Here is a 17,455-nt window from a genome sequence, read left to right on the forward strand (position 1 = left end):
TCTCAGGCAGAGCGGCCGCCACCGGCGCTTCTCACGGCGTTCGCAGCTGCCGACGTAGACGATAGGAGTGCAGCCGAACCGATAATGGCTGGCGCCGAAGCCGCAGCCCGCTTCTCATTCTCAAGTCGCTCACTGAAAAAGGTCGTGGCAAAAACCTTGTCCCAGCACTTAACCGCTCGTTCGCGCGTGCAGTCGCTCCTGAACAACGGCCGTAGTGTATCGATCGCGTCCGTCAGCTTGTCGCGAAAAGATCGTGCCCGGGCGTCGTGAGCCCCACTGGTGATGTATTCGCCAGGAGTGACCGGATGGGCGATCTCAAGATCCCAGTTCAGCCTGTCCCGTATCGCCAGCATGGTGCTGTAGAGAGCAAGATCCTCACGACCGCTCTGCCGGAAACGTTCGGCCAAAAGGACGGAGATACCGAAACCGCTCAGTATGCCGGTGCGCCAACTACGGCGACTGCGAGCGTACTTCTTCAAATCCCGGTTGATGCGACGGAACTGCTGACCATCGGCCGATCTCGCGCGCTCTTCTTCGTACCACTTTGTCACATCGCGGGCGTCGGACCGCTTCCAGCCGCTGCTGGAAGCCAGTTCGTAGTGGACCTCTTCGCCATAAAAGGTCGAAGTAACCACCCGGCGGTAGACGGGTAGATCAACATGGTATCCGGCTTGATAGTACACCCGCACGCAATTCGAGCGCACCTCCGGTGCTTGCTTGAATTGGCCGTCATCGACGGCATCGCGAACCATTTGGCGAGCCTGGAGGGAAGTCATCTCGGCACCGCGTGTGCCGACCAGATCTTCCTTCCGGAAGTAGACGCCATCGTCTATGTCGTAGTCGTTGTCTGGGTCGCGAACCATCGTCTTCATAGCGTAGCTGCCCTGCGAGACGAATTCGATTGGCTTCGGCTTATCCGCCCTCTTCAATCCCCTGCGCACTCGCTCCCGGTTGGAGTTGCGCCGATCACGCATCCTGTCTTGCTCGGTCTTGGGCAGAGTAACCTCTTGATTGTGATACGCCCGGATATCCTTGGAACAGTCGAACATTACTTCTCCTTACTTTTTGTCTAGGGAGGCGTGGTCCCAAACCGCGCCATTCGCCGGCACCGCCGGTAAATCGTTAATGAGACGTCGGATCATCTCGCCGTCGTCGCTATTGGGGTCATCGCAGATGCTCTTCGTCAGGTCGGCGTCCGTGTGAGCTTGCGAAATCAAGCGGCCTAGTGCCTCCTGCCGGGTATCGTCGAGACCCAGATATGGCATCATGCTTGTCGGTACGGGCCTGTTGGGGAAACGCACACGTCGGACAGTACGTCCGCTGCTGCTGATGGCATTGGCCAAGAGTCTCGCCATTTGGTCGAAGGCAAACTCCTGGGTCGAAATGCTCAGCGGCGCGACATCGACGCCAAGCGACCAGCCCAACACCGATCGGTGCGCCGACTTCGCATCAATGTGTTCGCCCTCTGGGCGCGGACAGGTCCCAAGCGAATAGATCTCTATCGGTCGGTCAGGCTCGGCGGTGGTCAGCGCGTCGACCAAGCCAACCAAGATTGGGTTGTTGGCCCAAAGACCACCGTCCGCAAAAACTTGCTGAGGCCCGTCAGGATCGTTGGGATCGTTGATCGCTGCGAGCGAGCGGTAGATCGGCGCCGCACTGGATGCCATGCAGACATCGACCAGCGTATAGTTATCGTCGCGCACCCCGCTGCACCGCGTCTTTTTAAATACCCAAGCACGATGCTCACTCATCAGGACAGCAGGTATTGACAGTGAGATTCCGCGCTTGACGTACACATCCCGCATGGTTGTGTCGCCCAGAACTGATTCAAGCGCATCTCGGAGCGCCTTATCGCCCGCTCGCACGTACCGGCCGCCCTGTGTAGCCCGATAAACGGCACTTACCTTGCCGGCAATCCGATGCGGAAATATCTTGGAACCATGCTCGCGGTAGAGCCCGACGATTTCCTGCATCGGCCGGCCGATGGCGAGGGCGCAGCCGACGATTGCGCCAGTGCTGGTTCCCGTGATCAGGTCGAAACCGCGTCCGAGGTCAAGCGCCGCTTCGTCACGGATCCGGCTAAATTGATCCGCCAGCCGCGCAAGAAAGGCCGCAGTGTAGATGCCGCGCATTCCACCACCGTCGAGGCTGAGCACGCGGTAAGCCTGCTCAATATGTTGATTTGTTTGGGTATTTCCCATTCGGTCCCCTCAACACAGTCGGGACGGGGTTATCATGCCCCGCCATCCGGCAATAGAATATACGGATATTGCGATTATACATCAAGTTTCTTGATGTATTCATCATGAATTAGTCGTTATTATAGGAGGATAGTATGGATGAGGCGGGTGAACAGCTGCGCTGGGGGGTTCGCCGCCGGTTGGAATTCATCGATTTTCGCTTGTTTTGGGACGGACGCTTCAACCGAAAGGACATGGCGGAAACGTTTGGCATCTCAGCGCAACAGGCCTCGGTGGACATCGGGCAGTATGAAAAGATTGCGCCGGACAACCTCGCTTACGATCCGGCCGAGAAGGCTTATAGACGTAGCGAAAAGTATGAGCCTGCGTTCATCGGCGGGAATATCGATCAACACCTTTTGCAGTTGATAGCCATCGAAAACCAATGGATACGTCAGGAAGATAGCTGGTTCCGTAGCGCACTCCCGATCGAGGTGGTCACACTTGGCGGTCGGCCGACCGATCCGGCGGTACTGCTTCGCGTTCTCCAAGCAATCCGCAACAGGTTGGAGGTCGTCATCGAATATGCTTCGCTGACCGGTTCTCCTCAGCCATCGCGGATAATTGCGCCCCATGCCCTGGCCTATAGCGACGAACGCTGGTACATCCGATCATGGTCTAGGGATCACAACGATTTCCGGGACTATAAACTGAGCCGCATTAGCGCAGTCGCCGATTCTCGGCCCTCCTCAATCGATCCCTCTCTGGATTTCGAATGGGCCCACGAAATCAATCTTGTGATAGTGCCTAACCCAGCTTTGCCGCCAGAACGACAGACCGCAATTTCCGCTGAGCTGGGGATGACAGATAAGCGCCTTGTTCACTCATGTCGACTGAGCCTCAGTTTTTATTTAATGAGCAAGTACAACCTCGAAATAGAACCCGGTGTCCTAGATCCAAACAAGCAGCAAGTCGTTCTCCAGAATCGAGACCAAGTCATACAAGCACGTGCTGCAGCTCGCCAATTGTCAAAGGAGGCCCTGGCACGAACGCAAGGCTCAGACAAAACCACTAGTGGCCCTTAGGTATCTAGCCATGCGTCAGCCTAGTTCAAGACCCAGACGCTCATGTCAGTAGTGGCAACCCTGCTATTTGGTAGTCTTGCCCGAGCCGATGAGTTAGATAGCTCCGACACCGATCTGTTGATGATCGCGCTGGAGAACGAAACGCGTCGTATTACGGCCGGCCATCTCTCACTGTTTCTGTATCCATGGCAGACACTTAAAAAAAATGCCCGCGAAGGTGACCTATTCCTCTGCCATCTGGTGCGGGAGGCTAAGCCATTACTGGATCCGAACGGATACTTGCCAAGACTCCAGGATGCTTTCCAATACCGATCAGACTACATGTCCGACATTGCGTGGGCTGCAGATCTGGGTTGGTATCTTGCTAGGTTCGGCACCGAACTGAACTCAAACCTGCTTGCCAAGCGAGTGCTCTGGTGCATTCGGACAATTCTCATCGCCCGAAGCGCAAATCGGCGCAACCCGATCTTCGCTCCCCAACTGCTTGCCGAACAGACTCAATCAAGCGCCGGAAAAGAGCTTCTTTTACGGCGACACATCACGCGAAGAGACGCGGAACTGCGCAAGTTACTACGCCTATTCCTTGAGGAAGAGACTTCACCCGACCGCTTCAACAATCAGGCAGACCAGACCGCATTCATAGAGCGATTTGTGGTCACGTCCAACAAGGTCGCCTTGCAGACGATCCAGCAGGAAGAACAGAGCCAAATTGGTTATAGCTGAGAACTGTAAGTCTTCTGCCTAATAGTTCCATTTTTCGCCGCAAAGAAAATACGCTGAATAACGGCAACAGCGAAGACAATCAGAAGGACTGACTGTTCTTACGGGATTGGCTTTGCTACTACAGAGTAAGCGCTTGCCACGTGATCCCTCGTCTTCCGGTGCGCTTGCACTCATACTCGAAAGACCTTCATCACTTCGTCGCCGAGATGATTGATGACTTTGACAGCGATGCGACCCGATTGGGGTTTATCGAAGGGGCGTGAGACGTCGCTTCGGAGCGTGGCCCAGGCTTCCTGATTGATTTCGGCCTTTAGTGTGGTTTTTAGTGCCTTGTAAGGGTCGTTCGCTCCCAAGAAGTAAGCGTGGCGGACGAAAAAGCTCTCTTCGTTGTACTCGGTGTCGATGAACCAGCAGGCGATGCCGTCGGCGCCGTCACTGCGAACTTCGCCGGTGTTGGGGTGGAAAACGTCCACACCATTGATCTTGACTTGAATCTTCTCGGCGTCGGCTTCCCTCCCCGCTACCGAAAGGACTTCGATATCCGGCTCGCCAAAGATCACGAACAAATTGCCTTTCCCAGTGTTTTTTAAGTCGCCGGCCATATGTAGGTCCGCGTTCATGCGAGCCTTGAGGACGGGAACGCGACCCAGCTTGTTGAACTCCGAGGCATGGGCCTCGTAGTTGAACGCACAGGCCACTAAAACATCAAAGTTGGCGTCCGCTGATTCTCGCGCGGCTGCAACCAGATCCGGTCGTGCTACGGTGCCGAACTCGGGCCCAATAAAGATAGCAGCACGCTTCTCGACAACAGAGTCCTCGCTACCCTCGGCATACCGCCCCTCCGCACAGATAAGATCGCCCGGCCAAGGAGTGATCGAAGAAAAGGCGATCCTATCTTCCTTGTGAGCCTGCTGGACTCCCGTAGACTTAAGGTGCTCCAAGATCACGCCAGCGAAGTCCTGCGTATCGCCATAACTGGCCCTCTCTTCCCTGACGCTGTCGAGTAGTTGGTCATTTTCGTCAAAACCCAAAACCCGGTGCGGTGAGATACTTTCCACCGTGAACGAACCGGCAACGCGCACCTTCTTCTTGTCTTCGTAGGGCTTGTCGAATAAATATTCGTAGTCAGCCTTGGCGGCAATGGAGGCATCAATCTCCTTCTGCCGAGCGATACGCTGCTCCCACCACTCCGCATGAAATTTCTTTGCATCTTGCGGCCAGTTGTTGCTGGCCTCGCGAGGAACCTCCCACTCCTTCCAATCTTCCTTCAGCGCTTGGTTGAGCCCAGCGCGAAGCAGCTCAAGCTCTTCCTGGAATTTCTCCCCGATCACGTCGATTTCGGCGTTGTTGGCAATGGACTTCAAGGTGATGTGGGGGACTCGCTTGTACACGAAGCCCTGGCGGATGTCGTTGTACGTAGTCGCATCGGAGGGAGTCTTGCCGGAGAGCGTGGCTTCTTTATTTTTTCCGTCGCGGCTGTCAGCGAGCAAGTAGTAAGGATAGCGGGCGCCCATTATGCGGGCTCGCGCGAGCGCTAGAGCAACGCGGGAAGTATCGATCGTGATCCAGCGGCGCCCCCACTGCTCTGCAACGTATGCAGTGGTGCCGGAACCGCACGTAGGATCAAGAACAAGATCGCCTGGATCGGTGGCCATGAGGATGCATCGCTGGATGACTTTGACAGACGTTTGGACAACATACACCTTGCCCATTCCGCTTCCAGACGCTGTGTCTGCCCAAAGATTCGAAAGAGGATTTACGGGGTTATCTCCCGCATATCGAACATAGTTCAACGTTCGTCCCGATTGCACAACACGGTCGGAGGCAAAGAGCTTTCGCATGCCTTCTTGGTTGGTAGACCAACTTCTGCCGGCTGTTGGGGAATACTTTTGCCCGAATGCCTCAATTGTGTAGACACAGCTTGGGGTCCGGCCAGCAGCCAAAAGTATCTGAAATCGAGCATGTTCGTTTGCCGGGACAATCTCTCCACTCTTGATACGTCGGAATTGCCCAATACCCTCTTTCAAGATTGAGTACGCCGGATCACTCTCCGGAGTTTTTGGACTAAAAAGTAGTCGTCTCTTTACGCTTTCCCTAGACTTTGCATACCAAAGAACAAAGTCAGTAACTTCAGCCATCTGGCCTTTCCCAAGTCCAGCCGTTTTCTTGAATGTGATAATGGTAACGAGCGACTCCTCCCCAAACACCTCATCCATTAACGCTCGCACTCGATGCACGTTCTCGTCCCCGATCTGCAAGAAAATTGACCCGCTCTCGGTCAATAAATCCCGCGCTACCGTCAGCCGATCCCGCAAATACGTCAGATACGAATGTATTCCATCGCGCCACGTATCGCGGAACGCCTTCACCTGCTCGGGCTCGCGGCTGATATGCTCTCGTTTGCCGTCCCGTACGTCGCGGCTGGTCGTTGACCACTGGAAATTGGAGTTGAACTTGATTCCATAGGGCGGGTCGATGTAGATGCACTGCACCTTGCCACGGAGCCTCTCTCGTTGCGCCAGCGACGCCATTACCTGCAAGCTGTCACCAAGAATCATCCGATTCGACCAATTGGCATCGTGCTGATAGAACTCGGTTCGGGCCTGGCCTTGGGGCAAGCCGTCAAAGTCGGCGAACAAGTTAGGCTGAAAGCCTGTTTCGGTAGTGGCACGTTCAGCCTCAGCTTTCTCGCTATGCCGCAATAGGTCGCTGATCAATGCCCGGGGATGAATCTTCTCCTGGATAAACAGCGGCGGTACCTGAACCACCAAGTCCGACCAGTTTTTCGTGTCCTTCCCACGCCAGACAAGTTGCGGATCCAAATCGGGATCGCGACGTTCGTATGCGACTTGGATAGCGCCACGATCATCCTCTTCCATCACGGTCTCAAGCTCGGCCGTGGGGATGTTCCTGCGCTTGTTCCGATGTCGCAGCGCACCGACTTCCTTCGGGGATCGAGGCTTGCGAGCCATTAATCGCGCCCTTTCACGGTGGCATTGAATTCATCCCAGATTTTGTGCACATCGGTGAACTCGACGAATGACCAGCGACCATATGCCCCCAGCCTGTTCACTCCTGGTACCCAATAGGTTTCCATAGTGGATTTCTTCTCCTTGGCGTCCTCTCCGCGGTAGCCTTTGATTTCCACGATGAGATGCAGGGGGTCGTCGTCCCCGCGCCCGTCTTCCACCAGCACAATGAAATCGGGTATATAGGTTCGAGCCTTGGAGCCGTAAAGGTAAGGCACTCCGAAGCCGAAACCCTGGTTTTTTACGTAAGTGCGAACTTGGGGATGCGATTCCGCAACACGGCAGAACTCGGCCTCCCAGTCGCTGTCGCACACGGCCCAGTTTACGTGACAGCGCTGCGGGTCGGTCTTCCAGCGATTTAGTTTTGAGGTGGCGAAACGCACGTTGATCGTCGACCCGGTCGGATTGTAAGGATCGAGCACAACTTTGATCGGGCGAGCGTCCTCATAGTGGGCCACGATTCCTCTCCTGATGCGCTCGCAAGCGATATCGGCGAGTTCCCTGTACATGAGCTGGGCGGGAAACGTGTTGCCCTTGCAGACCAGGTGATTCTCAATCCACAAGCGAGTAATCCGCTTCAGTTGGCCGAAAAGGTGCCATTTCGGGGCTTCGCCAGCATCCCGCCACTTTGTCTCCACGAGCCGTTGCGTGAGGTGAAACAGCAGAGTCGGTAAGCGGACATTGTCTAGGCGATCAAGGTTCAGATCCACCGCTTCTCCAATGATTCCCTGGTTCCGCGTAATGGTCGGGCCCACCAGATTCGGCGTGAGTTCCAGAGTCGAATCCGCAGTGAATTTGGCCGATAGTTTCTCGTCCGGAAGTTCTACGCGATAACCCTGCACCCGCGGAAAGCGAATTTCGCAAGCGTCCCGCTCCGGCGTAACTGCGTGAACTTGCACGGTCTCCCGGGGCGGAACCGGAAGTGCGATGACGGGCTCGGCGGTGAAATCGAACGGGATCCCGAAGACATCGGCGTACTCCGCGTCAAACAGGCCATCTTCGTTAAGGTCATAGGACTGTCTTCTGAGCGCCCGACCGACGACCTGCTCGCACAGCAGTTGTGTGCCAAAAGCCCGCACTCCAAGGACATGTGTAACGGAATTTGCGTCCCACCCCTCGGTCAGCATCGATACTGACACGACGCAACGAGTATCTCCCCCAAGCCGCCCTGCCTTTCCGACGGTATTCATAACCTCCCGAAGCAAGTCCTGATCAGATAGCTTTTCAGCCTGCCGCCGGTCTCCTGTCCTTGCGACAATCTCTCGGCGAAAGCGCTCAATCTCGTCGCTGGCCGCAGCTCTAAAGTTCCTGTCCAAGGCCTGACCCGAGTCAAGTTGCTCGCTGTCGATAAGGAGCGTATGGGGACGAGCAAGCGGAGCGCCATTTTCGTCAAAGTTACGGAACAACCTTAGGCGACCCTGCTCCACTGTTGTAGAACCGTCCTCGTTAGCCCGCTTGAATCCGGAAATGTAGTCGTATAAGAGCTTGGACGTTGAAGTGTTATTGCACACGACGATGAAACATGGAGGCACTTCAATACCGGCCTTGCCCCAAAGATCGAAGATTTTCTCGTAGTGACCGTAAAGAGCCTCCAGTGCGGTCTGGAGTTCGACCGGGATTTTCAAGGGATCAAGCACAGTTCCCTTGCCCCGTCCTTTCCTGGGCATCTTCTTGCCGATGTGAACCCAAAGATTTCGGAATTTCGGCATTTCCTCGCCGGGAATGTTATCGGCGATCGGCACTCGGGGCAGCTTGACGATTCCGCTCTCAATTGCATCCATGAGCGAAAAATCGCTTACCGTCCAAGGGAACAACGTTCCCTCCGCGTACCCGGATCCACGCAGGAAGAACGGCGTAGCGGATAAGTCAATCACGCGTTCAACGCCTAGCCGAGCTTTAACTATTTCGAGCCCCGATATCCAAACGCGAGCAGCTTCCTTGTTTTTCTTAGCCTCTTTGAGATCATCACCCCTCAGTGCGCCTTCCTCGTCCTCTTCGGGCGGTTTCTCCCGGTAGCAATGATGCGCTTCGTCATTGAGCACCATAATGTTCTTGATGCCCATCAGCCCTGGCGTCACCCGCTGAAGCATCTGACCTTCGGTTTCCAAGGTGGCAATCTCCGACCCGCGGCCCTGTAGCAGCGAACGGCCGCCCTTGGATAGAGAGAGCCGTTCCCGCAGCATGAAGGCGTGATAGTTGGTGATAACGATCTTGGCGCGTTCCAAGTCGCTGAGCATTTCGCTCGGAACCAGTTCGCGGCTGCCGTAGTAGCTATCCGGATCGTTGGGCTGAAGCACGCGGAGGCGGTCCTTTATCGTAATTCCCGGTGTAACGAGCAAGAATCCTCGTGTGAATCTTCGGCTAGTGGGCCGACGCACAGCGTTTACCGTCTGCCAAGCAATGATCATGGCCATCACGGTGGTCTTGCCCGCGCCGGTAGCGAGTTTCAAGGCCATTCGACTCAGACCTGGATTGGCCTGCTCGTTGGCGGCGGCGAGATGATCGAGAATCTTGCGACCTTCCTGGCCCAGTTTCGGAGCAACTTCCGTCAGCCAGATAGCCGTTTCCACGGCCTCGACCTGACAGAAAAACGGCCGAATACCGCTGAACCTATGGCTGCGCCAGTGCTGCAAAAGAAGCGCTGTTTCTGGCGTGACTTTCCAGCGGTTCGGATCAAGCTCCTGGCGCCAAGCATCCACCTGATGACGAATTCCGTTCATGGTTTCCGCCAATTCGTACTGCTGCCCCTCAGCTTCGAGCGCTTTCGCCTGCTCTTCAAAGATCAGTTTGCGCTGATTACGCCCTTTAGGCTGCGGGATAGGCGTAACAAAGGATACGCGGCGACGCTCCTCAAGAATCTGGTTAGTGGGCTGGCCACTCTCGTCCAATTCCCAGTGCCGTGACGGATACTCATAGGGCGAGTTGAGAATAGGCTTGTCGAAGAATTGATCCATACGATTGGACCGTCGGTTCCCCTCCGTTGTTCTTCCGGGTTGCCCAGTTTGCGCGCGATATTACGCTATTCGGAAACTGACTTCAGCAATGCATCTTGTTTAAGTGGGACTTACGATCAGAATCGTTGTGCTATCGGGCGTTCGAAGCGCTGTAGTGCTCAATCAAATTCTGAATTCCTGCGCTAGTGTACGGTGAGAATCTGCCGATCAAACATAACTCGGATTATTGCGGAACGGTCGCGTCAGGATTCACAAGCCACACGAATAGGAAAGAAAGTACGAGTCGATCATTTCCAAGCTCCTGCACCCAATCTAATTGGAATCGTTCAATCCCGTGCGCGGGAAAAAACCGTAGCGACCTTGATGAGGGTTTTTTGTGAACCGGATTACGTTGACGTCGCGAGAGACTACGAAGTCCGGCGGAGTTTCGTTCTCGACAATAATGACCTGCCGGTCCTTTGGCAGACTCATCAGATAGCGGTAGAACATTTCCTTCAAGTCAGTTCCGCGCAAATCGTCGTCATCGCCTTCCGGTTCCCAGTATGCTAATAGCGGAGAGTCGAGAACGGCAAAGCCCGGATGGGGAAGATTCCGCCCCAAGCAGAATTCCAATAGGCCGATCTTTACGGCAGCGTGCGTAATCGCGCGAAGACCCTTCCCTGTGCTCCCTCGGTCCTTACCGGATATCTGGATATCCCGTTTGCGCTCATCAAAGAAAACGCGATTAGCGTTTGGAAAATGCCACTCCTGCAATATTCCTTCGACAGTCTGTGCGAACTCGTCCAGTAAATTCTTCGAAACTTGTGTCTGAGTCACCGAGGTCTCCGGTTGCGCTCTGTCAAGTTTGGCGCGTTGACTAGTTAGTTGATTCAGGCGGTTTATCTTCTCAATCGAATACCGAACATCCGCCCTCTTCGAGACCAACTGATCGTAAGACGCCCGCTCGGTAGATACCGCAGGCGAAGCAATCTCGTTGAGCTCCTTTTCTGACGCTTTGTCCTCCTTTTCAAATTGGACCATTGATTCCTCCAACTCGCCCCGCTCAGTATTCAGTGTCGCAATCGTATCGCCGAGTTCATGCCGTAGGCGGTTGATCTTGATCATTTCCCCCTGAGCCGCCTCCACTACGGAATCAGCATTCCCCTCACATTCCGTGTCGAGATGCTGATCGCCAGGCAAGGCGCCACAAAGTGGACAAGAATGTTGCTCAAGATGGACGAAAAGAGTGCCCGACTCATAAATGGCGGCAAGTCTCACCAAATCTGACTGATAGTGACTATCGAGAAGCCTGAATCGCTTCACAAGCTCTTCTATCTCTTCGATTCTCGCCTTTCGGTCTCGCAACTCTCTGACCGCAAGACTGCGGCGCTCAAGAATGGCATCTAGTGTCTTCTGGACGGCTTTAAGCGCTTCATTTTGCGCCAATATGGACTTGTCGAGCCGCTGAAGCTGGTCGTTTAGCTCCTGCTCCTCAACCCCTTCCTCCTCAAGTTCCTCCCGAAGATCGGCAATCATTTGATCCAGCAGTTCCATCTTGCCGGTATCTTGGTCACGTTGGCTCGACACCTTAGCAGCAGCAATCAAGCCACTGTCATCGGTGCCTGTCACTAGTAGCTTGAAAGTGGCATATTCTGTTGTAGCCGAAAGTACCTGACCTGATAAGAGCGGAGAAATACTTCGCTGGATTTCTTGCTCGGTGACGACGCATAGTCGTGCCAAATCGCGGAAGCTTAGTGAACGGGTTTCTCCAGCAGCATTCTTACGCAAGATCTTCTTTTTCAGACCAATACGCTCAAGCAATGCATACGAAAGTGTGTCCTCCCTGTTGGCGCTATGTTTGCCTTTGAGGATCTTCGGGTCCAATTGAGGCGAACCGTCGGTTAGCAATTCTTCGGATGCTTGGAAATCTCCGCCCTCGATACTGCGGTCCAGCGTCAACAGCGGCCAGTCAGCACTCTCTATAGAAAACCTGATGCGGTCATACCCGCTTCTTTCGGGTATGTCCCGCACTGGGGCTTGCTGACCCAGCATGAAGTCAATGCTCTCAACTACAAAAGACTTCCCGGTCTCAGAAGCACCGCAAATGACATTTAGGCCTGGAACAAATGAAAGATCTGCCAGGGGTTTGTTTGGTCCGAGAAAAGCAAGATACCGAAGTAGCAAACTGCTCATAACGGCAACTCCGCTTGTGACCTGGTTTGGCTAGGCTGAAACTCAATCGTCCAAGCCTCAAACAGACGTTTGACGACGGAATCGAGTTGTTCGACACTCAATTCGTCGAACGTGGTCGCGACCCAATCGGCCCTATTGCGGAGCGCAACAGAGTAGGGTGAACTCAAGTTATCGAGAAACGATGTGGCCGAATCCTCCGCTCCGAAAAGAAATCCATTGGCGTGAAGCTCGCGGCGGACTAACGACCTGCTCATCATCAGACGCAGGCCCGATTCGATCAATCCGCGTCGGACAAGTAATTCGCCAGAACGAAGCGGCAAGGGTGGATGTAGGCTGGGCGGACCATTAGCGTCCGCAGAATGCACTGTGAGGTAGTCGTACTGGACGAGCCTACCAAGATCGTGCACCTTAGGATAACTGGCAGTAAGGATTGACAACGCTCGAACGCCAGTTTCTAACGCACTGTTGAATGGGCTAGCCTTTCTGCCGGTCATGGCTGCTCTGTCCATGTAAGGCGATCGTCATTGGCAAGTTGATGGCAAATACCCTGTTTGTCGGCTACCCTTGTGACGCTGGCAAGAGCGTTTCCGCTCACATCCATCTGGCCGGCTGCCGATACGGTATTGCGAAGTCTTTCCAAAGCATCGGAATGCTCGGCCTCACAAATGTCGATTACGCCGTTGTAAACGTCATCCTGGAGTAAGTCGAAGGTCCGCTCTGGGGTACGATCACGCGCGAAATTTCTTAGCGACTCGGCACTGTAAAACAGCACGCGCTGGCGATTGTAGTGGTTCTCCAGTTGTGCATGAGACGCCAGTGCTTCGCCTGAGGTCACGGGAAAGCCGAGATGGTCGCCATAGGCTTGGAGTAATTTTCGAAGATACACACTCTCGGACTCCGTAGGCTTCGATGGAGGCACGTCAGGCTCGTCACGTGGCGGAAAGCCACCTCCGAATCGCGCGGCATGAAATACTGTTTGGGAGTGTTCCTCCACCAACTGACTAGAATTTCGGTTTTCGAAGATGGCAAAATTGAAGTCGTCAAAATACTTGAGCAGTCCGTCCTCAAGGGGAGCCTCAATCCCGGCTCCAATTGCGGGTACGCAATGACTCGTCCACTTAGCTCGCACCACCTCCTTGAGGCGACCGGTGTCCCTTAATAGCCGACCAAGTTGGATTCCCACACCAAGGGGCGCTACGAAAACGTGGCGCTGCGGGACGCGGCACAACTGATTAAATGGCGGTGTACGAAGATACGAATGGTAGACAATCTTGCCGATTTCCCCGTAAACATCTCCGGGCGTTAGCGCGTGGTTGTAGTGCTTGCACTGGAAACTATCCCAAGGCTTACTGAACCCCTCATTGGACGAAAAAGCAACCACGTCTAGTCCCAAGTCGCCAGGCCCGGAAAAGCGCTGGATCGATTGATAGGTTCCGTTATCTTTGTGAAAATATAACCATTCTTCCGTAAATACTTCCCATTCGTCGGGTGACATAACTTGAAGTAAGCGGATTGGCGGAATTGGGATACCGCTCATTACTTGCGCATGCGTAAGCGTTGCCGAAACCTGCTCCGGTTCTATTTCCCTTAGATTTGGAAAGTCAGTCACACGTTTGCTCGCATCCTTTTCTGCGCGGAACAGTGTTTTTGTCCGGGAACCAACCTGGGACAGAAAAGGTTAGGCGAGGGTTTGGTATCGGCACGTGTTCGCTAGTAGGGTGTACCGTCGTTGTGCCCGAATTGCCAACGTCCCTCCTGACCCATCACGGCCTGGAGATCGTTATTTGGATAGTTCACCTCATCACCCGTTGCCTGGTTGCCGATTTTCAGGAAAACAACTTCCTTGTCAGTATGGTTAACTAGGTGATGCGCCTCACCTCCCGCTAGGAAACCGGCGCACTTGCTAGGCACTGGCGGTCGCGCTCCGGAATTCTTAAGGCCGGAAAATCCACCTATCCGACTCTTCTCACGCTTGGTTGTTTGGCTCGCGTACGGTTCTGGGTTGTTCGACGCTTTGGCGCTTGGCAGTACTTCACCGGCAGCAATTGCCACCAATTGCTGGCGGTCACCCATTATTTCAACCCCCCTCTAGACTGACGATGGGCGATTATAGGTGCTGATATTTCCCCCATAAACCAGTCCATTCAGGCTAAGGATTTCCCGCTATTCTGAAACCGATGTTGTTCCTCTTTTTGGGTGGACTGGATTAGGCAGAAAAACCACCGCATCCTTCGCGTGGATTTCATCTCTTCGGGAAAGCACATCTACTGGAAGATCGCATAGAGTAGCAATGCTTAATCTTGCTCCTCTTTGTCCAACTCAGCTCTATCCGCCATGAATTTCGGGTTCGTCTGCATCATGGTCTGCGGGATCCAGTTTGTCGCCGAACAATCTTCGTTGGGTTAGCCGAAGTCAAGTAACGTTGTGGCTTTTGCCACAAGAATCAATGAGACTGCCGACAAAGAGCAGCAGTAGTATATGAGCCCCTATGTTTAAGGTGAACCTGTCGGAGAATCGCCTCGTCCGGCTTGAGAAACGGCGTTTTATCGATCTGAACCTGCAAGAGCGGCCCCATCTTCAGGAGTGGCTGGTGCAAACGCCGGAGGCGCTTGGCGAGGAACTTCTGGTCATTCAGAAGGAGTTCGACGGCTTCGCGGACACCCGCGAGCGGCTCGATTTGCTGGCGCTTGACAAGGGAGGACGGCTGGTGGTCGTCGAGAACAAGCTCGACGATTCCGGCCGCGATGTTGTATGGCAGGCACTCAAGTACGTGGCCTACTGCTCCAGCCTTAAGAAGGCGGAGATCGTCGAAATCTATCAGAAGTACCTCGACCGGTGGTTAGACGGCCAGAACGCAGTGGCAAACCTGTGCGAATTCCTCGACATTGAAGATCTAGACGACACGGTGCTCAACGCGGGCAACGAGCAACGGTTGATATTGGTCGCGGCGAACTTTCGAAAGGAAGTCACGGCGACCGTACTGTGGCTGATCGGACACGGGGTTCAGGCGCAGTGTTTCCGGGTGTTGCCGTATAGCTTCGGTGAGGAGATTCTGATCGACCTGCAACAGATCATCCCGACGCCCGAGGCGGCGGATTACATGATCGGAATGGCTGCGAAGGAATCAGAGGAAAAATCTGTACAGGGCACCCAAAAGCGCCGCCAGGAGATGCGCCGGGCCTTCTGGACAAGGACGCTGGAGGAGCTGCGGTCCCGCAACATTGCGCGGTACGCCAACATCAGCCCTTCGAAGGATCACTGGCTGAGTAGCGCCACCGGCGTGTCAAGCTGTGGATTCAGCCTGATTTTCTTGAAGAGCGAGGCGCGCGTTGAACTTTACCTCGCGCGTGCCGAGGCAAGTGAGAACAAATGGATTTTTGATCGGCTTGAACGGGATAGGCAGGAAATCGAAGAGCGTTTTGGCGCCGAACTCAAATGGCAAAGACTGGACGACAAGAAGGCGAGCAGAATCTCTCACGCACATCCGTTCGATGGCTATGACGACGAGAACTGGCCCGCGATGATCGAGTGGCTGTGCCAGCACTTCGTCAAGCTGGAGGACGCGTTCGCGGAACCGCTCGCGCGTCTGAACCCGCGCTTGAGGTCTCAGGACGGTATTTCGCCCGGCAATGGGAGCGATTCTCGCTGAGTCTCGTACGCATCGCGGATCCGTGTCGCCGGTACCGAGGGAAGCGATCACTCACGGGCAATGAGCGAAACGATAGTAGTACACGTTGAGTCGGGAGAAACGCTCTCGAAAATTGCCGCGCGGCATGGCGTCACCGTCGAGCAATTGCAGGAATGGAATCGGATCGAAGAGGCGGACTATGTGCAGGTGGGTCAGAGAATCGTCGTCCACGAGGCGGTGGTTGCGCCTGGATGGGACGACGCAGCTGGCGCTTGGAGCGGGTGGCTGGGAGCAGCACTCGTCTTGGTGGCGCTGCTACTTCTGTTTCGCCCCAAACGCAGAACCCCAACTTCGACGCCTGATACCCGAGTCTCGTCACCGACAGAGGCACCGTATCGGCACGGTTCGAAACCCATTGCGGTATTGCGGACATCCGCGCCAAAGGTAAACGCCGGCGAGCGACGGGTCCAAAAGGTGTTGACGAGGCGTTACCGGGACTGGCCGCTGCTCAATAACGTGCTGCTTCGCTCTGGAGGAGGGACGGCACAGATCGATCACATCCTCATATCGCCCGCCGGGGTATTCGTGATCGAGACCAAGGACATGGGCGGATGGATATTCGCAAGCCCCGGGCAGCAAAGGTGGACGCAAACATTCAGGGCGGGCCGCTGGTCCCGCATGATGGGAATCAAGTCGAAGCGATTCACTTTCTACAATCCACTGCTGCAGAACGAAGGACACGCGAAGGCCCTGGTCAAACTCGGCGTCGTTGGTCCTTGGGAGCTTAGGCCCGTCGCCGTGTTCGTGGGCGACGCCGAGCTGAAAACGGAGGAGAAGTTCGTGCGGTTTGAAGAGCACGAGGATATGGCAAAGCGGTTCCGTGGCTGGCGCATGCGAGGCGTCGTCTGCATGAGCCTGGCGGAGTTGCACCGCTACATCAACTTCTCCGTTCGCGCTTCGTCGAGTCGAAGCCTGACGCGAGAGAGGATGGAGGCGATCCGGGCAAAGATAACGACGGCTGCCCTGCCTGTGACCGCGGAGACTCACGCCAGACATGTGGAGTTCGCCCGGTCGGCGAAGAGGGCATCGTGGTAATGAAGCGCAATATCGCATGTCTGGGCTGGGGTTCTCTAATCTGGGATCCTCGAAGTCTGCCAATCCAGCGGTACTGGTTCGATGACGGTCCGCTGATTCCAGTCGAATTCGCGCGTCAATCCAAGGACGATCGAATCACACTGGTCATCTCGCCTGACGCCCGCCCCGTGCGATCGCTATGGACCCTTATGGACAGCGATAGTCTCGAAGTCGCGATAAAACAGTTGAAGCGGCGGGAAGAAACAACGAAGGACAACATCGGCGATTGGTCGAAGGGACAGGATTCTCCCGCCGAGATTCCTAAGCTGAGCGAGTGGACGCGTGCAAGAAATATCGACTCGGTCATCTGGACGGCGTTACCGCCAGGGCTCAAGGGCAATGAAAATGAGCAACCTAGTGTGGAAGACGTACTACGGTACCTTCGGGAGCTAACCGGGACAGCAAGAGACGCTGCAGAACAATACATTCGTCGGGCACCTCGGCAGATTGATACTGCGTATCGGAGACGGATCGAAGCCGAGCTCTATTGGCTACCAAGGGACGGAAACAAGTAGATGCATAGCAGAGCGTTCGCGAGTTGCAGCGGAAG

The 17,455-nt window shown here is 55.0% G+C and carries 13 protein-coding genes; 5 read left to right on the plus strand and 8 right to left on the minus strand.

Annotation, left to right across the window (positions count from 1 at the left end; genetic code table 11):
• Positions 1-2 precede the first annotated feature (2 nt).
• Together F4Y72_10210 and F4Y72_10215 are read right to left on the minus strand one after the other, a co-directional pair.
• Positions 3-1,049 (minus strand): hypothetical protein, encoded by a 1,047-nt coding sequence (locus F4Y72_10210; protein ID MXZ28658.1) that lies wholly within the window; start codon positions 1,047-1,049, stop codon positions 3-5.
• A 9-nt stretch (positions 1,050-1,058) separates the two neighbouring features.
• Positions 1,059-2,201: a patatin-like phospholipase family protein gene (locus F4Y72_10215; protein ID MXZ28659.1), complete on the minus strand. Its 1,143-nt coding sequence runs from the start codon at positions 2,199-2,201 to the stop codon at positions 1,059-1,061.
• Between the two features lie 134 nt (positions 2,202-2,335).
• Between F4Y72_10215 and F4Y72_10220 the strand changes: the two genes are divergently transcribed.
• Positions 2,336-3,265, plus strand: coding sequence for a WYL domain-containing protein (locus tag F4Y72_10220; protein ID MXZ28660.1), 930 nt, complete (start codon positions 2,336-2,338; stop codon positions 3,263-3,265).
• Between the two features lie 51 nt (positions 3,266-3,316).
• Positions 3,317-3,988, plus strand: coding sequence for a hypothetical protein (locus F4Y72_10225; protein MXZ28661.1), 672 nt, complete (start codon positions 3,317-3,319; stop codon positions 3,986-3,988).
• Positions 3,989-4,158: 170 nt separating this feature from the next.
• Here the strand turns inward: F4Y72_10225 and F4Y72_10230 are convergent, their stop codons facing one another.
• The 6 genes from F4Y72_10230 to F4Y72_10255 form a co-directional block, all read right to left on the minus strand.
• Positions 4,159-6,960 carry a site-specific DNA-methyltransferase gene (locus F4Y72_10230; GenBank protein ID MXZ28662.1) on the minus strand — a complete coding sequence of 934 codons (2,802 nt, stop codon included), beginning with the start codon at positions 6,958-6,960 and terminating at the stop codon, positions 4,159-4,161.
• Positions 6,960-9,971 carry a restriction endonuclease gene (locus F4Y72_10235; GenBank protein ID MXZ28663.1) on the minus strand — a complete coding sequence of 1,004 codons (3,012 nt, stop codon included), beginning with the start codon at positions 9,969-9,971 and terminating at the stop codon, positions 6,960-6,962. Before F4Y72_10235 ends, F4Y72_10230 begins: the two co-directional genes overlap by 1 nt.
• A 312-nt stretch (positions 9,972-10,283) precedes the next feature.
• Positions 10,284-12,143 carry a hypothetical protein gene (locus tag F4Y72_10240; GenBank protein ID MXZ28664.1) on the minus strand — a complete coding sequence of 620 codons (1,860 nt, stop codon included), beginning with the start codon at positions 12,141-12,143 and terminating at the stop codon, positions 10,284-10,286.
• Positions 12,140-12,637, minus strand: coding sequence for a threonine transporter (locus tag F4Y72_10245; GenBank protein MXZ28665.1), 498 nt, complete (start codon positions 12,635-12,637; stop codon positions 12,140-12,142). The genes F4Y72_10240 and F4Y72_10245 overlap by 4 nt, the downstream gene beginning before the upstream one ends.
• Positions 12,634-13,752, minus strand: a complete 1,119-nt coding sequence (locus F4Y72_10250) for a restriction endonuclease (GenBank protein ID MXZ28666.1) — start codon at positions 13,750-13,752, stop codon at positions 12,634-12,636. Before F4Y72_10250 ends, F4Y72_10245 begins: the two co-directional genes overlap by 4 nt.
• A gap of 101 nt (positions 13,753-13,853) precedes the next feature.
• Positions 13,854-14,216: a cupin gene (locus F4Y72_10255; GenBank protein MXZ28667.1), complete on the minus strand. Its 363-nt coding sequence runs from the start codon at positions 14,214-14,216 to the stop codon at positions 13,854-13,856.
• A 415-nt stretch (positions 14,217-14,631) separates the two neighbouring features.
• On the opposite strand from F4Y72_10255, the gene F4Y72_10260 reads away from it, so the two are divergent.
• Genes F4Y72_10260 through F4Y72_10270 form a run of 3 tightly spaced genes read left to right on the plus strand, consistent with a single transcriptional unit; the run spans position 14,632 to position 17,420 of the window.
• Positions 14,632-15,792: a DUF4268 domain-containing protein gene (locus F4Y72_10260; GenBank protein ID MXZ28668.1), complete on the plus strand. Its 1,161-nt coding sequence runs from the start codon at positions 14,632-14,634 to the stop codon at positions 15,790-15,792.
• Positions 15,793-15,852: 60 nt separating this feature from the next.
• Entirely contained in the window at positions 15,853-16,866 is a 1,014-nt protein-coding gene (locus tag F4Y72_10265) for a LysM peptidoglycan-binding domain-containing protein (protein MXZ28669.1), read from the plus strand.
• A complete protein-coding gene (locus F4Y72_10270; protein ID MXZ28670.1) occupies positions 16,866-17,420 on the plus strand; it encodes a hypothetical protein in 555 nt (184 codons plus the stop codon). Before F4Y72_10265 ends, F4Y72_10270 begins: the two co-directional genes overlap by 1 nt.
• Positions 17,421-17,455: the final 35 nt, after the last annotated feature.

It is taken from the genome of Gammaproteobacteria bacterium (genome assembly GCA_009838035.1).
Classification (GTDB): Bacteria; Pseudomonadota; Gammaproteobacteria; order Steroidobacterales; family Foliamicaceae; genus Foliamicus.

Bases quoted from the DNA above. Each gene is read 5' to 3' on its own strand.
- F4Y72_10210 (MXZ28658.1), bottom strand. From the start codon at position 1,049: ATGTTCGACTGTTCCAAGGATATCCGGGCGTATCACAATCAAGAGGTT.
- F4Y72_10215 (MXZ28659.1), bottom strand. From the start codon at position 2,201: ATGGGAAATACCCAAACAAATCAACATATTGAGCAGGCTTACCGCGTG.
- F4Y72_10220 (MXZ28660.1), top strand. From the start codon at position 2,336: ATGGATGAGGCGGGTGAACAGCTGCGCTGGGGGGTTCGCCGCCGGTTG.
- F4Y72_10230 (MXZ28662.1), bottom strand. From the start codon at position 6,960: ATGGCTCGCAAGCCTCGATCCCCGAAGGAAGTCGGTGCGCTGCGACAT.
- F4Y72_10235 (MXZ28663.1), bottom strand. From the start codon at position 9,971: ATGGATCAATTCTTCGACAAGCCTATTCTCAACTCGCCCTATGAGTAT.
- F4Y72_10240 (MXZ28664.1), bottom strand. From the start codon at position 12,143: ATGAGCAGTTTGCTACTTCGGTATCTTGCTTTTCTCGGACCAAACAAA.
- F4Y72_10245 (MXZ28665.1), bottom strand. From the start codon at position 12,637: ATGACCGGCAGAAAGGCTAGCCCATTCAACAGTGCGTTAGAAACTGGC.
- F4Y72_10255 (MXZ28667.1), bottom strand. From the start codon at position 14,216: ATGGGTGACCGCCAGCAATTGGTGGCAATTGCTGCCGGTGAAGTACTG.
- F4Y72_10260 (MXZ28668.1), top strand. From the start codon at position 14,632: ATGTTTAAGGTGAACCTGTCGGAGAATCGCCTCGTCCGGCTTGAGAAA.
- F4Y72_10265 (MXZ28669.1), top strand. From the start codon at position 15,853: ATGAGCGAAACGATAGTAGTACACGTTGAGTCGGGAGAAACGCTCTCG.
- F4Y72_10270 (MXZ28670.1), top strand. From the start codon at position 16,866: ATGAAGCGCAATATCGCATGTCTGGGCTGGGGTTCTCTAATCTGGGAT.